Origin of the sequence: Brevibacterium sp. UMB1308A (assembly GCF_030230605.1) — a bacterium.
Taxonomy (GTDB): domain Bacteria; phylum Actinomycetota; class Actinomycetes; order Actinomycetales; family Brevibacteriaceae; genus Brevibacterium.
Genome location: NZ_JASPDO010000017.1, coordinates 1 through 21979, shown reverse-complemented (window position 1 = coordinate 21979; position 21979 = coordinate 1). Strand labels below are relative to the sequence as shown.

Sequence of the window (21979 nt, the reverse complement as noted above, 5' to 3'; positions counted from 1 at the left end):
TAAATGTTGAGATGGCTGACCGCAGGTGAATCGCACGGCGAAGCGTTAGTTGGAATCCTCGAAGGGCTCCCCGCGCACGTCGACGTCACCACAGAAGATCTTTCCCGCGCACTCGCGCGCCGCCGCCTGGGTTACGGCCGAGGCGCCCGCATGAAGTTCGAAGCCGACGAAGTCCGCCTCTTAGGCGGCGTACGACACGGTAAAACCCTGGGCGGACCCGTAGCAATCGAAGTGGGCAACACCGAATGGCCCAAATGGGAAACCGTCATGAGCCCCAACCCCGTCGACCCCGACGAGCTGGAAGGGCTGGCCCGGGCCGCTAAGCTGACGCGACCTCGGCCGGGGCACGCCGACTTAGTTGGCATGATGAAGTACGACTGGGACGAAGCCCGCCCTATTCTTGAACGTGCCTCTGCCCGCGAAACCGCAACCCGGGTGGCTCTGGGAGCTGTCGCAAGTCAGTTCCTCAAAGCACTCGACATTGAGATCGTGTCCCACACCGTGGCTATTGGCCCGGTCGAAGGTGGGCGCGACCTGGCACGTCCCACCGCCGCTGACGTGGATCAGCTGGACGCTGACCCGTTGCGCTGTTTCGATCCGGAGCTCTCGCAACGGATGGTCGCCGAGGTGGAAGACGCCAAAAAGGCCGGCGACACCTTGGGTGGGGTAGTAGAAGTCATTGTGTACGGCACGTTCCCCGGTTTGGGATCGCACGTGACAGGCGACCGCCGTTTGGAATCCCGCTTGGCTGCTTCACTCATGGGAATCCAAGCGATCAAGGGTGTAGAAATCGGTGACGGTTTTGAAACCGCGCGCCGCCGGGGTTCCGTGGCTCATGACGAAATTGACGCTGAAAACGGCGTGAAGCGTCTGACCAACCGCGCCGGAGGTATCGAAGGTGGCATGACCACGGGCGAACCCATCATTGTGCGCGCCGCCATGAAGCCTATTTCTACCGTGCCTCGCGCCCTGTCCACGGTTGACGTGGCAACCCAAGAACCCGCCAAAGCACACCACCAGCGTTCCGACGTGTGCGCGGTACCCGCAGCCGGCGTGGTCGCTGAAGCCATGGTTGCCTTGGAACTTGCCCAGGCAGTGCTGGAGAAGTGCGGCGGGGACTCGGTTGACGAAGTCAAACGCAACCGCGACGCCTACCTCAGCCACATCGATCCGTTCTTGTTAGGCCAATGAGTGTAGAACCCGTCCCCAGGCCAGCACCACCACTCAACCCAGTGCCGGCCGCGGGCGCACGGATCGCGCTCATTGGTCCACCGGCAGCGGGGAAGTCGACAATTGGACGGTTGCTCGCTGAACGCCTGGATATTCCATTGCGCGACACCGACGCCCGTATCGTTGCAGAGCACGGAGATATTCAGCAGATTTTTGCGTCCCGAGGTGAAGCCCGGTTTCGTGAAATCGAGCGCGAGGTCGTGCGCAAGTCCCTGCGCGAACTGCTGGATCGTCCCGGTGTGGTGTCCCTGGGTGGGGGAGCGATCCTCAACCCCGGAACCCGCGCGCAACTGAAGCACCCAGCCATAAAAGTCATCACCATCATGATTGACGCCGAGGTGGCGAGGGTACGACTTGGAGGTTCCCGGCGTCCGCTTTTGGACGACGACGAAGACCCTGTGGCCGCGTGGCAAGCTCTGGTGGACGAACGGCAGCCACTGTATGAGTCCGTGTCGACCGCAACCGTGAGTGCGTCGAACGAACCGCCCTCAACCGTGGTCAACCGGGTTGTGGACGTGCTCACTAAACTGCAACGTGAAGAAGAATACGCACGCTTTGATCAGGAGGAGACCATTGACTGAAATCCGCGTGACCGGCGGAGGCGACTACCCCGTCATCGTAGGATCGAAGCTCCTGGGCAAACTGCCCCAACTGTTAGGCACCAACGTCCAACGCGTCCTGGTGATCTACCCACGCGCACTGCGCACTACAGGTGAACTTGTACGCGAAGACCTGGCTTCCATCGGACTTGAAGCGATCGCCGCTGAAATTCCTGACGCAGAAGAAGCAAAACACATCCGCGTTGCCGAATTCTGCTGGCAGATCCTAGGCCAGTCCGACTTCACCCGCTCTGACGCGATCGTGGCCGTGGGCGGGGGAGCCATCACGGACCTGGCAGGGTTCGTAGCAGCTACGTGGCTGCGGGGCATCAAATTCGTCAACATTCCCACCACCTTCTTAGGCATGGTCGACGCTGCCGTTGGTGGCAAAACCGGGATCAACACGGCAGAAGGCAAAAACCTGGTGGGTGCCTTCCACTCGCCAGCTGGTGTTCTCGCCGACACCGACACGCTGGCAACCTTGCCTGAGAACGAACTGTTCACCGGCATGGCTGAAGCCGTCAAATGCGGGTTTATTGCCGACCCCACAATCCTCGATCTCATCGAGAACACGCCCAAGGACGTTCTGGCCAACCACGAATCTCCCGAACTGCGCCAGATCATCGAACGCACAATTGAGGTCAAAGCCCGCGTGGTCTCCGGTGACTTCAAGGAATCCGGCACCCGCGAAATCCTCAACTACGGCCACACGCTGGGCCACGCAATCGAACGCAATGAGCGCTACCAGTGGCGCCACGGAGCTGCCGTGGCCGTGGGCATGATGTTCGCAGCTGAACTGGGAGTGATGCTCAAGAACCTTCCCGCCGAGGTGGTGGACCGTCACCGCGCAATCTTGGAACACCTCGGCCTGCCCACCGGCTACCGTTCCGACCGCTGGCCGCAACTTCTGGACACCATGAAGCGGGACAAAAAAGCCCGCGGGAACCTCATGCGCTTTGTGGTTCTGCGGGACATCGCGCAACCCGTTGTCGTGGAAGTGCCCGACACCTCGCTTCTGTACACCGCGTACCAGGCCATTGGAGTCGACTCACCGGTGCGCACAATTTAGACCACCTGTTACAATCTTCTGGGCGCACAGCCCTACACATCTATGAAAGGAATCGCGTGGCAACCACCAACGATCTGAAGAACGGCATGGTTCTCAAGCTCGACAACGAACTCTGGCAGGTTGTTGAATTCCTGCACGTGAAGCCAGGAAAGGGCCCGGCTTTCGTGCGCACCAAGATCAAGAACGTGCTGTCCGGCAAAATTGTGGACCGCACCTTCAACGCCGGCACCAAAGTTGAGACCGCAAACGTGGACCGCCGCGATATGCAGTATCTGTACCACGACGGTTCCGACTACATCTTCATGGACGAACAGGACTACGACCAGGTCCCACTGTCTGAAGCCCTTGTTGGCGACGCTGCAAACTTCATGCTCGAAAACCAGAGCGTCCAGGTTGCATTCCACGAAGGCAACCCGCTCTACATCGAACTGCCAGCCGCAGTGGAACTCACCATCAGCCACACCGAACCTGGCCTGCAGGGTGACCGCTCCAGCGGTGGAACCAAGCCTGCAACTGTAGAAACCGGTTACGAAATCCAGGTTCCACTGTTCCTCGAAACCGGTACCCGGGTTCGCGTAGACACCCGTACCGGAGATTACCTGGGGCGCGTCAAAGAGTGAGCGCCCGGTATCGAGCACGCCGCAGGGCACTCGAACTCCTTTTTGAAGCCGAAGCTCGGAACCTCCCTGAAGCGGAACTCATCAAGCTTCGCGAAAACGACGAAGAGTACCCTCTGCGACCCTACTCCCGTGAAATCGTTGACGGAGTGGTGACCCACCGCGCGCAACTGGACGAACTCATCTCCACTTACGCGCACGGTTGGACTCTAGAGAGAATGCCACGGGTCGACCGCGCTGTTCTGCGGATCGGCCTGTGGGAAATCCTCTACAACGACGAAGTCGACGACCCCGTAGCGATCGACGAAGCCGTCACCCTGGCCAAGGAATACTCCACCGACGATTCGCCAGCTTTTGTCAACGCTCTGTTGGACAGGATCAGCAAACTTAAAGACACGCTTTAGGTATGCTTGTCATGAAACCACCTTTAACCACCGTCCTGTGAGGCGGAGAAGGAGGAGTCATGCGGACACGTACAGTTCTCGACGCCAAAGAAATGGCTCGAGCGCTTTCTCGCATAGCCCACGAAATCATTGAAGCGAACAAGGGCGCACAGAACCTTGTTCTTCTAGGAATTCCCACCCGCGGAGTGCCGCTTGCACAGCGCCTGGCAGAACGCATTGGGCAGATCGAGCCCGGCGTTGACGTCACGGAAATCGTGGGAAGCCTGGACATCACCATGTACCGGGACGACCTCAAAGCAGGAAAACTGCGGACTCCCGAGCCCACTAACATTCCCCGCGGTGGCGTCGACGGGAAAACCGTCGTTCTCATTGACGACGTCCTGTTTTCCGGCCGCACTATTCGCGCAGCCCTGGACTCTTTAGCCGATGTGGGCAGGCCCGAAGCCGTGCGCCTGGCCGTTCTTGTGGACCGTGGTCACCGGGCCCTGCCCATTCGGGCCGACCACGTGGGTAAGAACCTCCCCACGTCCCTTTCAGAACGCGTATCCGTCACCGTCAAGGAAATTGACGGTGAGGATTCTGTCACGATTTCGGAGGCGTGATGAAACACCTGCTGTCGACAAAAGACCTGTCTCGTGACGACGCCGTTGAACTGCTCGACATTGCAGAAGAAATGACCCAGGTGTCCGCACGTGAAGTGAAAAAACTTCCCGTTCTGCGTGGGCGCACTGTGGTCAACCTCTTCTTTGAAGACTCCACGCGTACACGCATCTCGTTCGAAGCGGCTGCCAAGCGTCTGTCTGCCGATGTTCTGAACTTCTCTGCAAAAGGGTCGTCGGTGTCCAAAGGTGAAAGCCTGCAAGACACCATCCAAACCCTGGGCGCCATGGGTGCCGATGCGATCGTGGTGAGGCACCCAGGTTCGGGAACCCCACACCGGATTGCCACCTCGGGCTGGTTGCACGCCCCCGTTCTCAACGCAGGCGACGGCACCCACGAACACCCCACCCAGGCACTCCTGGACTCCTTCACACTGCGCCGGGTTATCTCCGGGCAACCCGCCTCGGGACCGGCAGACGGCTCCCGCGGGCGCACCCTGGACGGCGCAACCGTGGCGATCGTGGGCGATGTTCTGCACTCCCGTGTGGCTCGCTCCAACGTGCACCTGCTCAACACCTTAGGCGCACGGGTAGTTCTGATTTCGCCTCCCACGCTGTTGCCGTGGGGCGTAGAAACCTGGCCGTGCGAAGTGAGCTACTCATTCGACGAAGCGATTACTGACTACGACTTCGACGCCGTCATGATGCTGCGCGTACAACTCGAACGCATGCACCAAGCGTTCTTCCCCAATCCCCGCGAATACTCACGCATGTGGGGACTCACTCAGGAACGCTTAAACGCCCTGGGCGAGGACACCTGGATCATGCACCCCGGCCCCATGAACCGCGGATTCGAAATCTGCTCCGCGGCCGCTGACTCACCCCGCGCAGTAGTGCTTAACCAAGTAGAAAACGGGGTCGCCGTACGCATGGCCGCCCTGTACCGCCTCCTCACCGGACAGGAAGGATAACCGTGTCGATCCTCATCACATCAGTCAAACCCTACGGTGGTGAACCCACCGACATCGCAATCGACGGCGGGCGCATCGTTCCACACGTCGAAAACCCGGACACCACGATCGACGGATCCGGCCTGATCGCCCTTCCCGGTCTGGTGGACCTGCACACGCACTTGCGCGAACCCGGCAAAGAAGACGCCGAAACCGTGCTCACCGGCTCGCAGTCGGCCGCCCGCGGTGGGTACACGTGCGTGCACGCGATGGCCAACACACAACCGGTAGCAGACAACGCTGGTGTCGTTGAGCAGGTGTGGAACCTGGGACGCCAAGCAGGCTACACCGAGGTCGTTCCCATTGGCGCTGTCACGGTAGGTCAAGAAGGCACTGCGTTGGCAGAGCTCGGGGCTATGGCGTCTTCGGCTGCCGGGGTCCGCATCTTCTCCGATGACGGCATGTGTGTGCACGACCCACTGCTCATGCGCCGGGCGTTGGAATACGTCAAATCGTTCAACGGGATCATTGCGCAACACGCGCAAGAACCGCGCCTGACCGAAGGCGCGCAAATGAACGAAGGTGTGGTCAGTGCCGAACTGGGACTGCCCGGCTGGCCCGCAGTGGCTGAAGAAGCCATCATCGCCCGCGACATCCTGCTGGCCGAACACGTAGGCTCCCGCCTCCACGTGTGCCACCTGTCCACCAAGGGTTCGGTAGAGCTTGTCCGCTGGGCCAAGTCACGGGGCGTGAACGTCACCGCCGAAGTCACCCCACACCACCTCATGCTCACTGACGAGTTAGTCCGCTCCTACGACCCCGTCTACAAAGTGAACCCGCCACTGCGCACAGAAGCAGATGTGAAGGCGGTGCGCGACGGCCTAGCAGACGGAACGATCGACATTGTTGGAACGGACCACGCACCGCACACCGCCGAGCACAAGTGCGCAGAATGGACCGCCGCTGCAATGGGCATGGTGGGAATGGAAACAGCTCTTGCCATCGTTGTCGAAGCCATGAAAGACCACGACTTCGACTGGCACGACGTAGCCCGCGTGATGAGCACCAGGCCCGCTGAAATTTCTGGGCTGACTACGCATGGCTCGCTGGATACGGGTGCAGCCGCCAACATCGTGCTGATCGACCCAGCGGCTGACGTGACCATCGAACCGAACGACCACGCGACTCTGGGTCGCAACAACCCGTTCAAGGGCTTCAAGGTCGACACTCAAGTGGTCCACACCTTCCTGTACGGCGCCCACGTTGTACGAAACGGTCAACTCGCTGAACCACACCCAATCTCAGGGGGTGCCCACACGTGGATCGACTGATCCCAGTTCTCATTCTTCTCGCCGTTCTGGTTCTCCTGTTCTTTCTCATGTGGAAAGGCTGGAAGAACCGTCAGGCAAGCCAGACGAACATTCCCGAACCCCAGCGGCCCACGCGCGAACCGTCCGGGCCCGGATTCCAAGGCATGTACGTCGCCACCACGTACGCAACCAACCCCCTTGAACGGATCAACGTCCACCACCTCGGCGTGCGCACCAACGGGACCCTGCACATTGAGGATGACCGGGTTGTTTTCATGCTCGATGGGATTGACGGAATTGAAATCCCGTTCACCGCGATTGACGAGGTCACAACAGCATCCGGGATGGTTGGCAAGTTCGTTGAAAAAGACGGTCTCGTGGTGATCGTATGGACCCTGGGTGACACCCAGGTCGCCACCGGTTTCCGACCACGCCTGGCCCACGCACGCACAGAAATTCTTGAAAGTTTAGCTCTGACAGAGAAGGTGAAATGAGCACTTTTGAACCTGCGGTCCTAGTCCTAGAAGACGGCACCGTCTACGAAGGCTCCGCATACGGTGCACGAGGAACAACCTTTGGCGAAGCGGTATTCGTCACCGCAATGACCGGATACCAAGAAACCCTCACCGACCCCTCGTACCACAAACAAGTGGTCATCCAGACGTTCCCACACGTGGGCAACACCGGGGTCAACGACGAAGACGACGAATCACGCGACTACTGGGTCGCAGGTTACGTCGTGCGTGACGCCTCGCGCATCTCGTCGAACTGGCGCTCCACCGAAGACCTCGAAACCCGTCTGAAGCGACTGGGAATCGTGGGAATCTCGGACGTGGACACGCGCGCACTCACCCTGCGCCTCCGCGAAGAAGGATCCATGCGCGTGGGCATCTTCTCAGGGGAAGAAGCCTCCACCGACCACGCAACACTGCTCGAAAAGGTGAAAGCCCAACCCCGTATGGAAGGTTCGGCCCTGGCAGACGAGGTGAGCACCACCTCGGCGTACACCGTGGAAGCTCAAGGCGAAAAGAAATACACCGTCGTCGCCTACGACCTGGGCATCAAGGGACGCTCACCCTTCCACCTGGCCGCCCGCGGAATGGAAGTTCACGTGGTGCCCGCAACCACCACATTCGAAGAGCTCAAGTCCTACAACCCCGACGGCGTGTTCTTCTCCAACGGGCCAGGTGACCCGGCAACCGCAGACCACCAGGTAGAAGTACTCACTCGCGTTCTTGAAGAAAAGATCCCGTTCTTTGGCATCTGCTTCGGAAACCAGTTACTGGCCCGCGCCCTGGGCTTCGAAACCTACAAACTGCGCTTCGGACACCGAGGCATCAACCAGCCAGTCCTGGACGTCGAGACCGGGCGGGTGGAAATCACCGCTCAAAACCACGGATTCGCCGTGGACGCACCCATTGGTGAACCCGTGAACGCGCCCAACGAGAAGTTCGGACGCGTGCAAGTGAGCCACATCGGCCTCAACGACAACGTGGTAGAAGGGCTCGCCTGCCTAGACATCCCAGCGTTTTCCGTACAGTTCCACCCGGAAGCCGCCGCGGGACCCCACGACTCAGAAAACCTTTTCGACCGGTTCGCTCGCATCATGAGCGAAGCTTAAGGAGGACCCGTGCCACTGCGCAAAGACCTACAGTCAGTTCTTGTCATCGGTTCGGGGCCCATCGTCATTGGCCAGGCCTGCGAATTCGACTACTCCGGCACCCAAGCGTGCCGGGTTCTACGCTCAGAAGGCCTGCGCGTCATTTTGGTCAACTCGAACCCCGCGACCATCATGACCGACCCTGACATCGCCGACGCCACCTACGTCGAACCGATTGACCCTGAAGTGATCGAAGCGATCATCGCAAAAGAACGCCCCGACGCCCTTCTGCCCACTCTGGGTGGTCAGACCGCTCTCAACGCGGCCATCAACCTGCACAAGGCAGGGGTGCTTGAGAAGTACGGTGTTGAGCTCATCGGTGCCGATGTCGACGCGATTGAACGCGGAGAAAACCGTCAGCAGTTCAAAGACGTCGTGGAAACCTGCGGTGCTGAAGTGGCCCGCTCACGGATCGCTCACACCATGGACGAATGCCTTGAAGCAGCCCAAGAACTGGGCTACCCCATGGTGGTCCGTCCGTCGTTTACCATGGGCGGCCTGGGCTCCGGAATGGCGTACAACGAAGACGAGCTTCGCCGCATCGCTGGCGACGGTCTGCACGACTCACTCACCAACGAAGTGCTGTTGGAAGAGTCGATTCTGGGGTGGAAGGAATACGAACTTGAACTCATGCGCGACCGCAACGACAACGTGGTTGTGGTGTGTTCAATCGAAAACTTCGACCCGGTAGGCGTCCACACGGGTGACTCCATCACGGTCGCACCCGCCATGACACTCACCGACGTGGAATTCCAGAAGATGCGCGACATCGGTATCGCGATCATCCGCGAAGTTGGCGTGGACACGGGTGGGTGTAACATCCAGTTCGCCGTCAACCCCGACAACGGACGCATCGTCGTCATCGAAATGAATCCGCGTGTGTCCCGCTCATCAGCGCTTGCGTCCAAGGCCACCGGGTTCCCAATTGCGAAGATCGCAGCCAAACTGGCCGTTGGTTATTCGCTGGATGAGATCCGCAACGACATCACGCAAGAAACCCCGGCGTCGTTCGAACCTGCCCTGGACTATGTCGTGGTCAAGGTTCCACGCTTCGCGTTCGAGAAGTTCCCGGCAGCCGACCCAACCCTCACCACCACCATGAAGTCCGTGGGCGAGGTCATGGCGCTGGGCCGTAACTTCACCACCGCCCTGCAGAAAGCCATGCGATCCCTGGAGCAGAAGGGCTCGCAGTTCGATTTCACTGCGCAGTTCGACCTGGACAACGCAGAAATCAAGAAGCAGGTTCTAGCTGATCTGGCCCACCCAACTGCGGAGCGCATCCACACCGTGATCACGGCGCTGAACTCCGGCATGAGCGTTGAAGATGTCCACGAGGCTAGTGACATCGACCCGTGGTACTTGGACCAGATGAAGCTTCTGTGTGAGGTCGCCGAGGTCGTCCGCACCCAGGAGTTGTCCCCGCAGGTTCTCAAGTTGGCAAAGCGTCACGGCTTCTCAGACGAACAGATTGGCGCGCTGCGTCACCTGGACGCTGAAGTGGTGACCGGCGTTCGCCACGCTTTGGGAATCCGCCCGGTCTACAAGACAGTGGACACATGCGCTGGTGAGTTCGCCGCGCACACGCCGTACCACTACTCGAGCTACGACCAGGAAACCGAAGTCCAGCCACGTGACCGCGAAGCCGTCATCATCTTGGGCTCCGGACCTAACCGGATCGGGCAGGGTATCGAGTTCGACTATTCGTGTGTCCACGCCACGATGGCGCTAGCTGAGGCCGGCTACGAAACCATCATGGTCAACTGCAACCCGGAAACCGTGTCAACGGACTACGACACGGCCGACCGCCTGTACTTTGAACCACTCACGTTTGAAGACGTCATGGAGATCTACAACGCGGAACTGGCCGCCGGACCCATCAAGGGCGTCGTATGCACCCTGGGTGGCCAGACCCCGCTGGGACTTGCGGCTCGCCTGAAAGAAGCGGGCGTTCCCGTGTTGGGCACCCAGCCGGAAGCCATCGACTTGGCAGAGGACCGCGGCGAGTTCGGCCGGGTTCTACACCAGGCGGATCTCCTTGCTCCCAAGCACGGAACCGCGACCACGTATGAGGAAGCTGAGGCGATCGCCGAATCGATCGGCTACCCCGTTCTGGTTCGCCCGTCCTACGTGCTGGGTGGGCGCGGAATGCAGATTGTGTACGACAACGCCCAGCTGCGTTCGTACATGGATTCCGCGACCGAGGTGTCACCCACCCGTCCCGTTCTTGTGGACCGGTTCCTGGAAGACGCCGTCGAAATTGACGTCGACGCGCTGTTCGATGGGGAAGACCTGTACATCGGGGGAGTCATGGAACACATTGAGGAAGCGGGTATCCACTCGGGTGACTCAGCATGTGTTCTCCCCGCAATCACGCTGGGTGAAAATGTTCTCAAGCGTGTGCGGTCGGCGACCCGAGCGATCGCGGAAGGCACCGGAGTTCGGGGTCTGCTCAACATCCAGTTCGCAGTCGCAGCCGATGTTCTCTACGTGATCGAGGCGAATCCACGTGCTTCACGCACTGTTCCATTCGTCTCCAAGGCCACGGGTAAGCAACTGGCCAAGGCTGCGGCGAAAATTGCTGTTGGCGAAACAATCGCGTCCATGCGCGGAACGCTTCTGGAAGCAGAAGGTGACGGTTCGTACGTGAACCTGGATCACCCGGTTGCGGTGAAAGAAGCTGTTCTTCCGTTCCGTCGCTTCCGCGATGTTGACGGGCGAGTTGTCGACTCAATTCTTGGCCCGGAAATGCGCTCCACAGGTGAAGTTATGGGTATCGCACCAACGTTCCCCATGGCGTTCGCCAAAGCCGAAATGGGTGCTGGCGCTTCACTTCCCACGCAAGGACGTGTGTTTGTTTCGGTTGCAGACCGTGACAAGCGAGCCGCAGTATTGCCCGTGAAGAAACTTGCCGACATGGGCTTCGAAGTGATCTGCACGGAAGGTACCGCCGCAGTTATGGCACGCTACGGAATCAAGACCGTGGCCATGAAGAAGTACTTCGAACTTCAGGAAGGCGAACGTTCAATCCTGGACGACATTGCTGAACGGAAGATCGACCTGGTGGTCAACGTGCCCTCCGGGCGGCAAGAGCGTGCCGACGGATACGAAATCCGTGCGGCCGCAACAGCCGCACCTTTGCCGATCCTGACGACGACAGCCGAATTCGCAGCAGCAGTGTCTGCGATCGAAGCGATTCGTTCAGCCGAATTCGGCGTCGCCTCTTTGCAGGACTGGGCATGAGTTTCGCGCATCTGTGGCAATCGGCCATTGCACGTAACCCCCTGTGCGTGGGTATCGACCCAGCCCCAGCGACGCTCGAAGCGTGGGGGCTAGAAGATACCCCAGAAGGCTTAGCCTCATTCGCCACCACCATGCTGGAACAGTGCCACATGGAGGTGTGGTGCGTGAAGCCCCAAGTGGCGTTCTTTGAACGCCACGGGGCGGCTGGCATAGCGGTTTTGGAAAGCGTGCATAAGATCGCACAAGACCTGGGGATGGTCGTTATCACTGACGCGAAACGTGGAGACATTGGCTCCACGATGGACGGCTACGCTGACGCTTATCTCAACCCAGACCGCCCGCTCGCCACAGATGCGCTCACCGTGTCCCCATACCTGGGGACAGACAGCCTCAACTCCGTGTTTAAAGCTGCAGAGAAGTACGGAACCGGGTTCTTCGCCCTGGCCCTCACGTCCAACCCGTCAGGGCCCCAAGTACAACACGCTCAAACGAGCGGAACAGCAGTTGCTGCGCAGGTCGTTGAAGCGGTACACAACTTCAACGAATCGGTTGGTGTCCCGCTGGGCGGACTGGTCGTAGGTGCCACGATCGGTGACGCCGCACGGAAACTCGGGATCGACCTCGGCGCTTTTAACGGACCCATCCTGTCACCTGGCTACGGTGCTCAGGGAGCCACAGTGGAAGACCTACATACGGTATTCGGTCGGGCCTTCGACAAGGTGTTCGTGAATGTCTCGCGAGGCATTTCAAGTTCTGGACCTGAGAAAATAAAGCACCATATTCGAACAATAAGTAGCGAAATTCGCGGGGATGCCCTATAGACTGACTCTAAGTTCCTTCTGGCTTAGGAGTACACGGTGGCACTAGAACCATTGACACCAGAACAACGGTCAGCAGCCCTGGAGAAAGCATTCCAGGCGCGACAAGCCCGAGCACAAGTCAAGGCTGACCTCAAAGCAGGAAAGACAACGTTGAAGTCGGTTCTGACGAACGCGGCTGAGAACGAAGCAGTGAGCAAAATGAAGGTTGTCGACCTGCTTAAGTCCATCCCGGGTGTAGGGGAGCGCCGAGCACAAGGGACAATGGAAGAAGTTGGGATTGCCGCCTCGCGTCGTATCAAGGGGCTGGGCGTCCATCAAAAAGCAGCACTTTTGGAGAAATTCGACAACGTATGACACCACGACTCACCGTTCTCACTGGCCCTTCTGCGGTAGGTAAAGGCACTGTTGGCGCCTATATCCGTGAACACTTCCCGCACGTGTGGTTCTCGGTTTCCGCGACCACCCGTGATCCGCGGCCTGGTGAGATCGATGGGGTGCACTACCAGTTTGTGTCACCGGCCGAATTCGACCACATGGTCAAATCCGGGCAGATGCTTGAAACTGCGGTGGTGCACGGCCGCAATCAGTACGGAACCCCGCGGGAACCTGTCATGCAAGCCTTGGACGAAGGCAAGTTTCCACTTTTGGAAATTGATCTCGCAGGCGCGCGCCAAGTCAAAGAGCGCATGCCAGAAGCCCGGTTCATCTTCTTAGCCCCGCCCAGCTGGGACGAACTGGTCCGCAGGCTAGTGGGTCGTGGCACGGAATCCGAAGAGGAACAAGCGCGTCGACTCGAAACCGCTAAGGTGGAACTCGCTGCTGAAGAAGAGTTCGACCACACCGTTGTCAACCACGATGTTAGAACTGCAGCCCAAGAACTAGTAACATTGATGGGGCTGTCTGTTGACAACCCCGAAAACTGAGCCGGAACTTTCACACTGTTCCGCAAACCTAGATGGAGAATGAGTGTCCGTTCAACCTGAAGGCATCACTAACCCGCCTATTGACGACCTGCTCGAAAAGACCGAATCAAAGTACGAACTGGTCATCGAAGCATCCCGCCGTGCGCGCCAGATCAACGCGTACTACGCACAGCTACAGGAAGGTCTGCTCGAAAACGTGGGACCGCTGGTGACACCAGAACCCAACGAGAAGCCACTGTCGATCGCCCTGCGTGAAATCGACCAGGACAAGATCATCATCCGTGAGGCCACCGAAGCTGATTTCGCAGCGCCGGAACCTGAGCCTGCGGCAGACGACCTCGGCTTCACCTTTGACCAGGACGTCGAAGAGTAAGTGAACATCGTTCTCGGAGTCGCCGGAGGAATCGCTGCTTACAAGGCATGCCATGTCGTCCGGTTGCTCAAAGAACAGGGGCACAGCGTGCGTGTTGTGCCCACCGAGGCGGCTTTGAAGTTCGTGGGAGCGCCCACGTGGGAAGCGCTGTCAGGTCAGCCCGTCGCCACCGACGTATTTGACCGCGTAGAAGAAGTCCAACACGTCAACGTGGGACACAGCGCCGACCTCGTGATCGTTGCACCCGCCACCGCCGACCTCCTCGCACGTGCCCGAGCCGGCATGGGCAATGACATGCTCGCAGCGACCCTGCTGGTGGCAACGTGCCCCGTGGTGTACGTTCCTGCGATGCACACTCAAATGTGGCAACACCCAGCCACACAAGACAATGTTGCGACTCTGCGTGCACGAGGCGCACACGTGATGGAACCCGCTTCCGGGCGCCTCACAGGTGCAGACTCAGGTCCTGGGCGTCTGCCCGAACCTGCAGACATTGTGGAATATGCGCTGTCACAGGCAGAGGGTTCATCCTCTACCGCTCTTGCTGGAACTGTGACTGCCCTTGCTGGCGCACATGTGTTTATTTCTGCTGGGGGAACCCGCGAACCGTTAGACCCCGTGCGCTACTTGGGTAACCGCTCATCTGGAAAACAAGGCGTTGCCTTGGCGCAGGTCGCCCTGGACATGGGCGCTGACGTGACCGTATGTGCAGCGAATGTTGCCAACGACGTTCTGGAACCCATTCGTGGCCGAGCCACCATTGTTCCGGTCGAAACCACCGAGGAACTTCACGAGCAATGTGTGGCAAATGGTGAAGACTCCGAACTCATCATCATGGCAGCCGCGGTCGCCGACTACCGTCCGGCAGAAATCGCTGAGCACAAAATGAAGAAGTCCGGCGATGAAGGTATGACGCTGTCCCTGGTGCAGAACCCGGACATTCTCAAAGACTTAGTCGCACGGTTTGGGGACACGAAAACCATTGTGGGCTTCGCCGCTGAAACTGGTTCAGACGAATCGACCCCCGAATCCTTGGCTCAACAAAAATTGTTGCGCAAAGGGTGCCGTGCACTGGTATTTAACAGCGTGGCGCAAGGGGCAGTGTTTGGCGACGATGCGACCTCGGTCATTGTGTACGAACGCGACGGAGACGACGTTCGGGAGCGCGTCCGCGCCTCTGGGACCAAGCAAGAAGTGTCACGCGTTGTCATGGAGTCGGTAGCTCAGCTACTACCCAGCTAGACTGTCATTCGTGAAAAGCTTGCGTTATTTTACTTCCGAATCGGTCACTGAGGGGCACCCCGACAAGATTTGCGATCAGATTTCTGACGCAGTCCTGGATAACTTGCTGGCTCAAGACCAGCGATCTCGTGTTGCGGTTGAAACTCTTGTCACCACCGGCCTCGTCCATGTGGCGGGTGAAGTCACCACCGACGGCTACGCCGATGTGGCCACAATTGCGCGTGACGTGATCACCGGAATCGGGTACACAAACTCAGACATGGGCTTCGACGGGCACTCGTGTGGCGTCACCGTGTCAATTGGCTCTCAGTCCAGTGACATCTCTGACGGCGTGACCACTTCGATCGAGGCTCGTGCCGGTGGGAACGATCCACTTGAACGCTTGGGGGCAGGTGACCAAGGTCTTATGTTCGGATACGCAGACAATGCGACGCCCGAACTGATGCCCATGCCCATCCACCTTGCCCACCGCATGTCCCAGAGGCTCTCAGAGGTCCGCAAGAACGGAACTGTGGACTACCTGCGCCCAGACGGCAAAACCCAGGTGACAATCGGTTACGACGGCGACAAGGCCGTGAGCGTGGACTGCGTAGTTTTGTCTAGCCAGCACGCAGAAGGCACCGATCATCGTGAACTGGAAAGCGACATTCTCGAACACGTCATCAACCCGATCCTCAACGACTCAGGGTTGGACACCTCGGGCACCGAATTCTGGATCAACCCAGCCGGGCCGTTCATCGTGGGTGGCCCCATGGGCGACGCGGGCCTCACTGGACGCAAGATCATCGTGGACACGTACGGTGGATTCGCCCGCCACGGAGGCGGTGCGTTTTCCGGAAAAGACCCGTCGAAGGTGGACCGTTCGGGTGCCTACGCAATGCGCTGGGTCGCCAAAAACGTCGTAGCGGCAGGGCTTGCTGACCGCGCAGAAGTGCAGGTGGCCTACGCGATTGGAAAATCGCACCCTGTTGGTTTGTACGTTGAAACCTTCGGTACCGAAAAAGAGGACCCGGCACGCATTGAAAAAGCCATTGAAGAGGTCTTCGACTTGCGCCCGGCAGCCATCATTCGGGAACTCGCACTCAATCGCCCCATTTACAACCTGACCAGCACGTATGGTCACTTTGGGCGCGAACTTCCCGAATTCACGTGGGAGAACACCGACCGTGCGGAAGCGTTGACGCGCGCGATCTGAACCCCGAAACTCGAAGAATGGAATTACCCGGCTTCGACAACCAGTTGAGGATCCGCGGGGGACTGACCCCAGCGCCGACCCAACCCGTCGCAGCCGTCCTGTTAGAAACCCCTGTTCCGCACTTAGCGCGAACCTTCGACTACGCGGTCACAGAGTCACTCGACGAAGACGCCCAGCCGGGCGTGCGGGTACGCGTCAAGTTTTCTGGCCGGCTCATGAGCGGGTTCATCGTGGCGCGCACGGACACCACCGACCACGACGGCGAACTTCACGCCCTCGAACGCGTCACCTCACCCGTCCCGGTGCTGACCCCCGAACTTTTGGAACTGTGCACGTCACTTGCGAACAAGTACGCGGGAACCGTCCCGGACGTTGTCCGTCTCGCCATCCCACCCCGTCACGCGGGCGGGGAAAAAACAGCGTTAGGGGCGGACACCTCGGCGGCCCCCACCTTTCCTGACCTGCCCGGCCCGTTAGGGGAGAGCGAAGCAGACTTCCTGGGTGCTTTGCGCACATGGGTGCAGTCTGAAGAGCGAGCGCCGGGACCCAGGGCAGCGTTCGTGGTGCCGCCGGGGGATCAGCCCGGCCTGGGGTGGGCGCATGCTGCCCTGCGGGCCACGGCCGAGGTGCTCGCAGCTGACCGCTCAGTGCTCATCGTGGTGCCCGACCAGTCCAGCGTTGAAACCGTGACGTCGTTACTGGGCTCGGCGGCCGTAACGCTCACACATGAGCAAGGCCCGCAAGCGCGCTGGTCGGCCTGGGTGAAAGCGCTTACAGGGAAAGCACGAGTGGTGGTAGGAACCCGTGCGAGCGCGTATGTGCCCATGCCTGATCTGGGTCTCATCATCATGTGTTTTGACGACGAAGACGCTTTCATTGAACCCAGGGCGCCCTACTGCCACGCCCGGTCAGTCGTGTGTGAACGGGTCGCGCAGACCCAGGTGGCTACCTTGTTCATTGACCATGCGCGCAGCGTCGACGTGCAGCGCTTGGTGGACGCGGGGTGGATGGGCGACGTGACCTTGCCTCGCCCGCGGGTCCGGGAGCTCACCCCGGTGGTTTTGGATTCAGGGTTCACCCGGTCAATTGCCGATTTCACCTCACTACCCGAACGGGCCTTCGACCTCATACGGCAAGCCCTGGGACGGGCCAAAACCCAGGGGCTCGTGGGTCCCGTGTTGGTACAAGTTCCACGTACCGGTTACATCACGCTCGTGGTGTGTGAGAGGTGCCGAGAAACCCTGCGCTGTTCATGTGGGACTCCCATGAGAGCCGCGAGTGTGACCGGTCCGTTTGCGTGTTCCGCATGTGGTTACCGCAGCGAGCAGGCGACGTGCGAGTGTGGCTCGACCCGTTTTCGTTCAGCCGGTCAAGGCTTAGAAACCGTGCACTACGAGCTGGGACGAGCCTTCCCCGGGGTGCCCGTGGTGCGTAGCGGAGGTGACCGGATTATTGCCCGCGTGGACCCCGAACCACAGATCGTGGTGGCCACCACCGGAGCCGAACCCTACACAGAAGGTGGGTACGCGCTGGCGCTGCTCTTCGACACCCTGTGGCCCGGACCCAGCCTGCGCTCCACCCAAACCGCAATTGCCCGACGCATGCGAGCCGTCAACCTCGTACGGCCCGCCCCGGGGCGTGTCCTGGTGCTCGACGAAAATCCCGACATCATCCGCACCCTGGTTCACTACGACCCCGTGGGGTGGGCAAGGCACGAACTCGGGGTTCGCGAAGAACTGGGCATGCCACCCGTTGTCCGCGCGTGCGAAGTCTCCGGACCACGAGCCGTCGTTGAACAGACCCTGGGACAGCTCAACATTATTGACGGGGTCAAGTTGTTCGAAGAACGCGAAGGACCGCCCCGCTCCCACTACACGCGCAACAGCGCCGACGACGATGCAACCATCACCGCCGTCCTCGGAATTGAACGACACGCGTCCGCCAAGGTGACGGAACTTCTCAAGCGGATAACGACCTCGGCGATCATGCACGGCAAACCTGCCCCCCGCATCCGGATAGACGACCCCGACGCCCTGTAGCATGGAGGGCGTGAGAATCGTCTTTGCTGGAACCCCGTCCGTCGCAGTGCCTGCACTCCACGCCCTGCGTGAACATCACCAGGTCGTCGCAGTTCTAACCCGACCCGACGCGCCGGTGGGACGCAAACGCATCATGACGCCCAGCCCGGTCAAGACCGCGGCCTTGGAAGCTGGAATCGACGTCATCGAAGCGTCGCACGTGGACGACGAGGTGTGCGACCGTATCGCCCAGTACCAGCCAGACGCCGGTGCTGTCGTTGCCTACGGGGCGTTGCTTAAAGACAACGCGCTCTCGCTACCCACGCACGGCTGGTTCAACCTGCACTTCTCCCTACTCCCGGCCTACCGTGGCGCCGCACCCGTGCAATGGGCGCTCATCAACGGCGAGGCCACAACCGGCCTTACGGTCTTCCAACTGGATAGGGGCATGGACACCGGACCGGTGCTCGATCAGCGCGAATACCCCCTTCCTAAGAAAGACGCAGGGGACATGCTCGAAGAGTTCGCCCACGCCGGTGCGCAACAACTCACGGAAGCTTTGACGCGACTCGAAAACGGCGACGCCACCCTGGTCCCACAGAGCGGCGAAGCGACATACGCACCCAAGCTCAGCGCTCAAGACGCTCACCTCAACTTCGCCCTGCCAGCCCGCGAACTTGTTGCGCGCAGCCACGGCGTATCACCCATGCCCGGACCGTGGTCAACCATGGATGGCAAACGCACCAAACTCGCCGGACTCAGCGAAACCCAGGTCCACGTGCCCGCCGGTGAAATCCGCGAGCACGACGGCCAGATTCTCATCGGAACAGGAACCACCGCGGTACAGGTTGAGCGAATCCAGCCGTTCGGAAAACCCATGATGGACGCCCACGACTTTGTGCGCGGCAACGCCAATGCCGTGTTTGACGTAGAAGGACAGTAACGTGACAGACGCATCAGATCGTAGAAACAACTCGCGTGGCTCGCGCGGAGGTCGTGGGCCAGGTGGCCGGGGCCGAGGTTCTGGCGGGCGAGGTGGTAAGAACCGCCTGGGCCACCGCGAACGTCCTAAGGCGAACCCTCGGGTCATTGCGTGGGAAGTCCTGCGCGATGTGGACCTCAATGACGCGTACGCGAACTTGTTGTTGCCCGCCAAACTTGAACGCACACGCATGAGCGGGCCAGATGCGGCCATGTGTACGGAAATGACCTATGGAACTCTGCGTGCCCGCAGGTTCTACGACGCCGTGATCGAAAAAGTGTCGGATCGCCCCGTTGACCAGATCGAAGCTACGGTGCTCAACGCGATGCGTTTGGGCGCCCACCAGATCCTGGCGATGCGGGTTGCCGATCACGCGGCCGTTTCTGAAACCGTGGGCGTGATTAGCAAGAATGCTGACACCAAGATCGCGAACCGCGCTGCTGGCTTTGTCAACGCAGTCCTCCGCAGAATCACAGAGAAGTCGCGTGAGGAATGGCTCGAAGAGCTCTGTGAGGGACTCAGCGACGACGAACGCCTCGAAATCACCACCTCCCACCCCGCGTGGATCATTCGATCACTTCGCCAAGCACTCGTGGCTAACGGGAGAAACGCTGAGGAACTCACTCAACTTCTCGAAGCCCACAACACGCCTGCGCGCGTGTGCCTGTCGGTTCTGGACGGAACCCGCGATCAGGTAGCCCAAAAGCACGGAGAACCCACCGAACTTTCGCCCATCGGAGTCACCCTCACCCATGGTGACCCTGCGCATGTGGACGCGGTTGCCACAGGGCGCGCCCGGGTACAGGACGAAGGTTCCCAGCTCGTTGCCCTGGCCTTGGTTGAGGCCGAGGCGCACGAAGACCCTGCCGACCCATGGCTCGATCTGTGCGCAGGTCCAGGAGGCAAGACCTCGGTGCTGGCTGCCCACGCGGGCACCAAACGGGTGGATGCGGTCGACGCTTCAGCACACCGTACGGAACTCGTGAAAGACTCCACCCGCGCATTCGACAACGTGCAGGCAGTCAATGAAGATGGGCGCGACTTCGCCCAGGCCAACCCCCAGACATACACGCGCGTCTTGGTCGATGTGCCATGTTCGGGCCTCGGAGCGCTCCGCCGTCGGCCGGAAGCCCGCTGGCGTCGTCAACCCAGCGACATCGGGGCGCTTGGGGGAGTGCAACGCGATCTGCTTCGCACCGCAATCGAAGCAACCAAATCAGGCGGAGTGATTGCGTACACCACATGCTCACCACACGTGGCCGAAACTCTTATGGTGGTAGAAGACATTGTGAAGAAGCAACCGGTGACGGTCATGGACGCCCCCGAGGTGCTCGCCCAGTTGACCGGAAAACCTGCGGAGACCTTTGAATCCGCAACCGTGGCATCCGGACGTGTGGTGCAGCTGTGGCCACACATCCACGCGACCGATGGAATGTTCCTAGCCCTTCTGAAGAAAGACTGAGCCGTGAAGATTCACCCATCTATTCTTTCTGCCGATTTCGCCAACCTCGAAACCGAACTGCAACGGATCAGCAACGCAGACATGGCTCATGTCGACGTCATGGACAACCACTTTGTGCCCAATCTGACCTTTGGACCACCCGTGGTGGAACGCATCAAAGTCGTATCACCTGTTCCTATCGACGCGCACCTCATGATTGCCGATGCTGATCGCAACGCCCCGGTGTACGCAGAAATGGGGTGCGAGTCCGTGACCTTCCACCTCGAAGCAGCCGCGGCACCCGTGCGCTTGGCGAGGGAACTGCGGCGTTTGGGTGCACAAGCGTCTGTTGCGATTAAGCCGGCAACCCCGGTTGAACCACTCATTGACCTGTTAGGGGAGTTCGACCAAGTACTCATCATGACGGTGGAGCCTGGTTTTGGTGGCCAGAAGTTCTTAGACGTGTGCCTGCCCAAAGTAAAACGTTTGCGGGCTGCGATCTCTGAGCAGAACATGAAAGTCAACATTCAGGTTGACGGTGGGATCTCCGCTTCAACCTTGGACCGTGCTGTCGAAGCCGGAGCGAATGTCTTTGTTGCAGGTTCTGCCGTGTACGGAAGTGACAACCCTGCTGCCACGATCGATGAATTACGTGCTCAAGCGTTGGCCCACGTGTGATGGAACTTTTTTCGTGGTTAAACACCCCGGTTTTTGAGCTACTTGGCAAGCCCGTACCCTGGCCAGACTTTTTAGGCAATATCTTTGCCCTGTTGACCGTGTACCTGGCGCTCAAACGCAACATTTTGTCGTGGCCAGTCCAGATTCTGGGGTCAGTGCTTTTGTTTTCGGCATCAGTGTCCGCTCACTTAGGTGGTAATGCGAGTCGCCAAGTCGTCATCATCATCGCTGCCGTGTGGGGGTGGATGACGTGGAAGAAGAGTCATGAGCAAGACGGTGAAGTGCGTGTGCGCTGGGCAACGACGCGCGAACGTGTGCTGATCGTGGCCGCCCTGCTCGTGGGAACACTTGGCTTTGGATACATCTTGCATCTGGGCAACTGGTCGTGGAACCCGTTCCCCGACGCGTACATCTTTGTGGGCTCCTTAGTAGCGATGTACGCACAAGGAAAAGCCGTCGTCGAATTCTGGTTTGTGTGGCTCGCAGTGGACCTCGTGGGGATTCCTTTGGCGATTATGGGAGGGTTGCTGTTCTCCGGGATCGTCTATTTCATCTTCCTCATCATGGTGATTATGGGTATCGTCGATTGGGCTAAGAGGAGCAGACAAACGGTGACCCATCCCTCATC

The 21979-nt window shown here is 59.7% G+C and carries 22 protein-coding genes; all 22 read left to right on the top strand.

Annotated elements, in window-relative coordinates; translation table 11 throughout:
- Positions 1 to 3 precede the first annotated feature (3 nt).
- Positions 4 to 1191 (top strand): chorismate synthase, encoded by a 1188-nt coding sequence (gene aroC, locus QP868_RS08215; RefSeq protein ID WP_284926096.1) that lies wholly within the window; start codon positions 4 to 6, stop codon positions 1189 to 1191.
- On the top strand, positions 1188 to 1811 hold the full coding sequence (locus QP868_RS08210; RefSeq protein ID WP_050775398.1) for a shikimate kinase: 624 nt from the start codon (positions 1188 to 1190) through the stop codon (positions 1809 to 1811). Before aroC ends, QP868_RS08210 begins: the two co-directional genes overlap by 4 nt.
- Positions 1804 to 2898: a 3-dehydroquinate synthase gene (aroB, locus tag QP868_RS08205; RefSeq protein WP_284926095.1), complete on the top strand. Its 1095-nt coding sequence runs from the start codon at positions 1804 to 1806 to the stop codon at positions 2896 to 2898. Before QP868_RS08210 ends, aroB begins: the two co-directional genes overlap by 8 nt.
- 56 nt (positions 2899 to 2954) lie before the next feature.
- Positions 2955 to 3518 (top strand): elongation factor P, encoded by a 564-nt coding sequence (efp, locus tag QP868_RS08200; RefSeq protein ID WP_040348711.1) that lies wholly within the window; start codon positions 2955 to 2957, stop codon positions 3516 to 3518.
- Positions 3515 to 3919, top strand: a complete 405-nt coding sequence (nusB, locus tag QP868_RS08195) for a transcription antitermination factor NusB (RefSeq protein WP_005885140.1) — start codon at positions 3515 to 3517, stop codon at positions 3917 to 3919. The genes efp and nusB overlap by 4 nt, the downstream gene beginning before the upstream one ends.
- Before the next feature lie 59 nt (positions 3920 to 3978).
- A complete protein-coding gene (gene pyrR / locus QP868_RS08190) occupies positions 3979 to 4521 on the top strand; it encodes a bifunctional pyr operon transcriptional regulator/uracil phosphoribosyltransferase PyrR (RefSeq protein ID WP_284926094.1) in 543 nt (180 codons plus the stop codon).
- Complete coding sequence (locus QP868_RS08185) at positions 4521 to 5489, top strand: aspartate carbamoyltransferase catalytic subunit (RefSeq protein ID WP_284926093.1); 969 nt, start codon at positions 4521 to 4523, stop codon at positions 5487 to 5489. Before pyrR ends, QP868_RS08185 begins: the two co-directional genes overlap by 1 nt.
- A 2-nt stretch (positions 5490 to 5491) precedes the next feature.
- Positions 5492 to 6799, top strand: coding sequence for a dihydroorotase (locus tag QP868_RS08180; protein WP_284926092.1), 1308 nt, complete (start codon positions 5492 to 5494; stop codon positions 6797 to 6799).
- Complete coding sequence (locus QP868_RS08175) at positions 6787 to 7272, top strand: PH-like domain-containing protein (RefSeq protein ID WP_284926091.1); 486 nt, start codon at positions 6787 to 6789, stop codon at positions 7270 to 7272. Before QP868_RS08180 ends, QP868_RS08175 begins: the two co-directional genes overlap by 13 nt.
- The gene (gene carA, locus QP868_RS08170) at positions 7269 to 8399 is read left to right on the top strand and encodes a glutamine-hydrolyzing carbamoyl-phosphate synthase small subunit (RefSeq protein WP_284926090.1); all 1131 of its coding nucleotides are present in this window, start codon (positions 7269 to 7271) and stop codon (positions 8397 to 8399) included. The genes QP868_RS08175 and carA overlap by 4 nt, the downstream gene beginning before the upstream one ends.
- Positions 8400 to 8408: 9 nt before the next feature.
- Positions 8409 to 11678: a carbamoyl-phosphate synthase large subunit gene (gene carB, locus QP868_RS08165; protein ID WP_284926089.1), complete on the top strand. Its 3270-nt coding sequence runs from the start codon at positions 8409 to 8411 to the stop codon at positions 11676 to 11678.
- Positions 11675 to 12499, top strand: a complete 825-nt coding sequence (pyrF, locus tag QP868_RS08160; RefSeq protein ID WP_284926088.1) for an orotidine-5'-phosphate decarboxylase — start codon at positions 11675 to 11677, stop codon at positions 12497 to 12499. The genes carB and pyrF overlap by 4 nt, the downstream gene beginning before the upstream one ends.
- Before the next feature lie 36 nt (positions 12500 to 12535).
- Complete coding sequence (gene mihF, locus QP868_RS08155; RefSeq protein ID WP_284926087.1) at positions 12536 to 12853, top strand: integration host factor, actinobacterial type; 318 nt, start codon at positions 12536 to 12538, stop codon at positions 12851 to 12853.
- Entirely contained in the window at positions 12850 to 13422 is a 573-nt protein-coding gene (gene gmk / locus QP868_RS08150) for a guanylate kinase (RefSeq protein ID WP_005885156.1), read from the top strand. Before mihF ends, gmk begins: the two co-directional genes overlap by 4 nt.
- A 43-nt stretch (positions 13423 to 13465) precedes the next feature.
- Positions 13466 to 13795, top strand: coding sequence for a DNA-directed RNA polymerase subunit omega (rpoZ, locus tag QP868_RS08145; RefSeq protein ID WP_284926086.1), 330 nt, complete (start codon positions 13466 to 13468; stop codon positions 13793 to 13795).
- Entirely contained in the window at positions 13796 to 15037 is a 1242-nt protein-coding gene (gene coaBC / locus QP868_RS08140) for a bifunctional phosphopantothenoylcysteine decarboxylase/phosphopantothenate--cysteine ligase CoaBC (protein ID WP_284926085.1), read from the top strand.
- Between the two features lie 10 nt (positions 15038 to 15047).
- The gene (metK, locus tag QP868_RS08135) at positions 15048 to 16232 is read left to right on the top strand and encodes a methionine adenosyltransferase (protein ID WP_284926084.1); all 1185 of its coding nucleotides are present in this window, start codon (positions 15048 to 15050) and stop codon (positions 16230 to 16232) included.
- A gap of 17 nt (positions 16233 to 16249) precedes the next feature.
- Positions 16250 to 18271, top strand: a complete 2022-nt coding sequence (locus QP868_RS08130; protein WP_284926083.1) for a primosomal protein N' family DNA-binding protein — start codon at positions 16250 to 16252, stop codon at positions 18269 to 18271.
- A gap of 10 nt (positions 18272 to 18281) precedes the next feature.
- A complete protein-coding gene (fmt, locus tag QP868_RS08125) occupies positions 18282 to 19193 on the top strand; it encodes a methionyl-tRNA formyltransferase (protein ID WP_284926082.1) in 912 nt (303 codons plus the stop codon).
- 1 nt (position 19194) lies between these two features.
- Entirely contained in the window at positions 19195 to 20694 is a 1500-nt protein-coding gene (locus tag QP868_RS08120) for an RsmB/NOP family class I SAM-dependent RNA methyltransferase (RefSeq protein WP_284926081.1), read from the top strand.
- A 3-nt stretch (positions 20695 to 20697) separates the two neighbouring features.
- Positions 20698 to 21351 (top strand): ribulose-phosphate 3-epimerase, encoded by a 654-nt coding sequence (gene rpe, locus QP868_RS08115; protein ID WP_284926080.1) that lies wholly within the window; start codon positions 20698 to 20700, stop codon positions 21349 to 21351.
- A partial coding sequence (pnuC, locus tag QP868_RS08110; RefSeq protein ID WP_284926079.1) for a nicotinamide riboside transporter PnuC occupies positions 21351 to 21979 on the top strand: 629 nt, incomplete at its 3' end. The genes rpe and pnuC, both read left to right, overlap by 1 nt.

Excerpts from the sequence above, each read along its gene's own strand:
- gmk (WP_005885156.1), top strand. The coding sequence starts at position 12,850 with ATGACACCACGACTCACCGTTCTCACTGGCCCTTCTGCGGTAGGTAAA.
- QP868_RS08210 (WP_050775398.1), top strand. The coding sequence starts at position 1,188 with ATGAGTGTAGAACCCGTCCCCAGGCCAGCACCACCACTCAACCCAGTG.
- pyrF (WP_284926088.1), top strand. The coding sequence starts at position 11,675 with ATGAGTTTCGCGCATCTGTGGCAATCGGCCATTGCACGTAACCCCCTG.
- QP868_RS08130 (WP_284926083.1), top strand. The coding sequence starts at position 16,250 with ATGGAATTACCCGGCTTCGACAACCAGTTGAGGATCCGCGGGGGACTG.
- QP868_RS08185 (WP_284926093.1), top strand. The coding sequence starts at position 4,521 with ATGAAACACCTGCTGTCGACAAAAGACCTGTCTCGTGACGACGCCGTT.
- pyrR (WP_284926094.1), top strand. The coding sequence starts at position 3,979 with ATGCGGACACGTACAGTTCTCGACGCCAAAGAAATGGCTCGAGCGCTT.
- carA (WP_284926090.1), top strand. The coding sequence starts at position 7,269 with ATGAGCACTTTTGAACCTGCGGTCCTAGTCCTAGAAGACGGCACCGTC.
- aroC (WP_284926096.1), top strand. The coding sequence starts at position 4 with ATGTTGAGATGGCTGACCGCAGGTGAATCGCACGGCGAAGCGTTAGTT.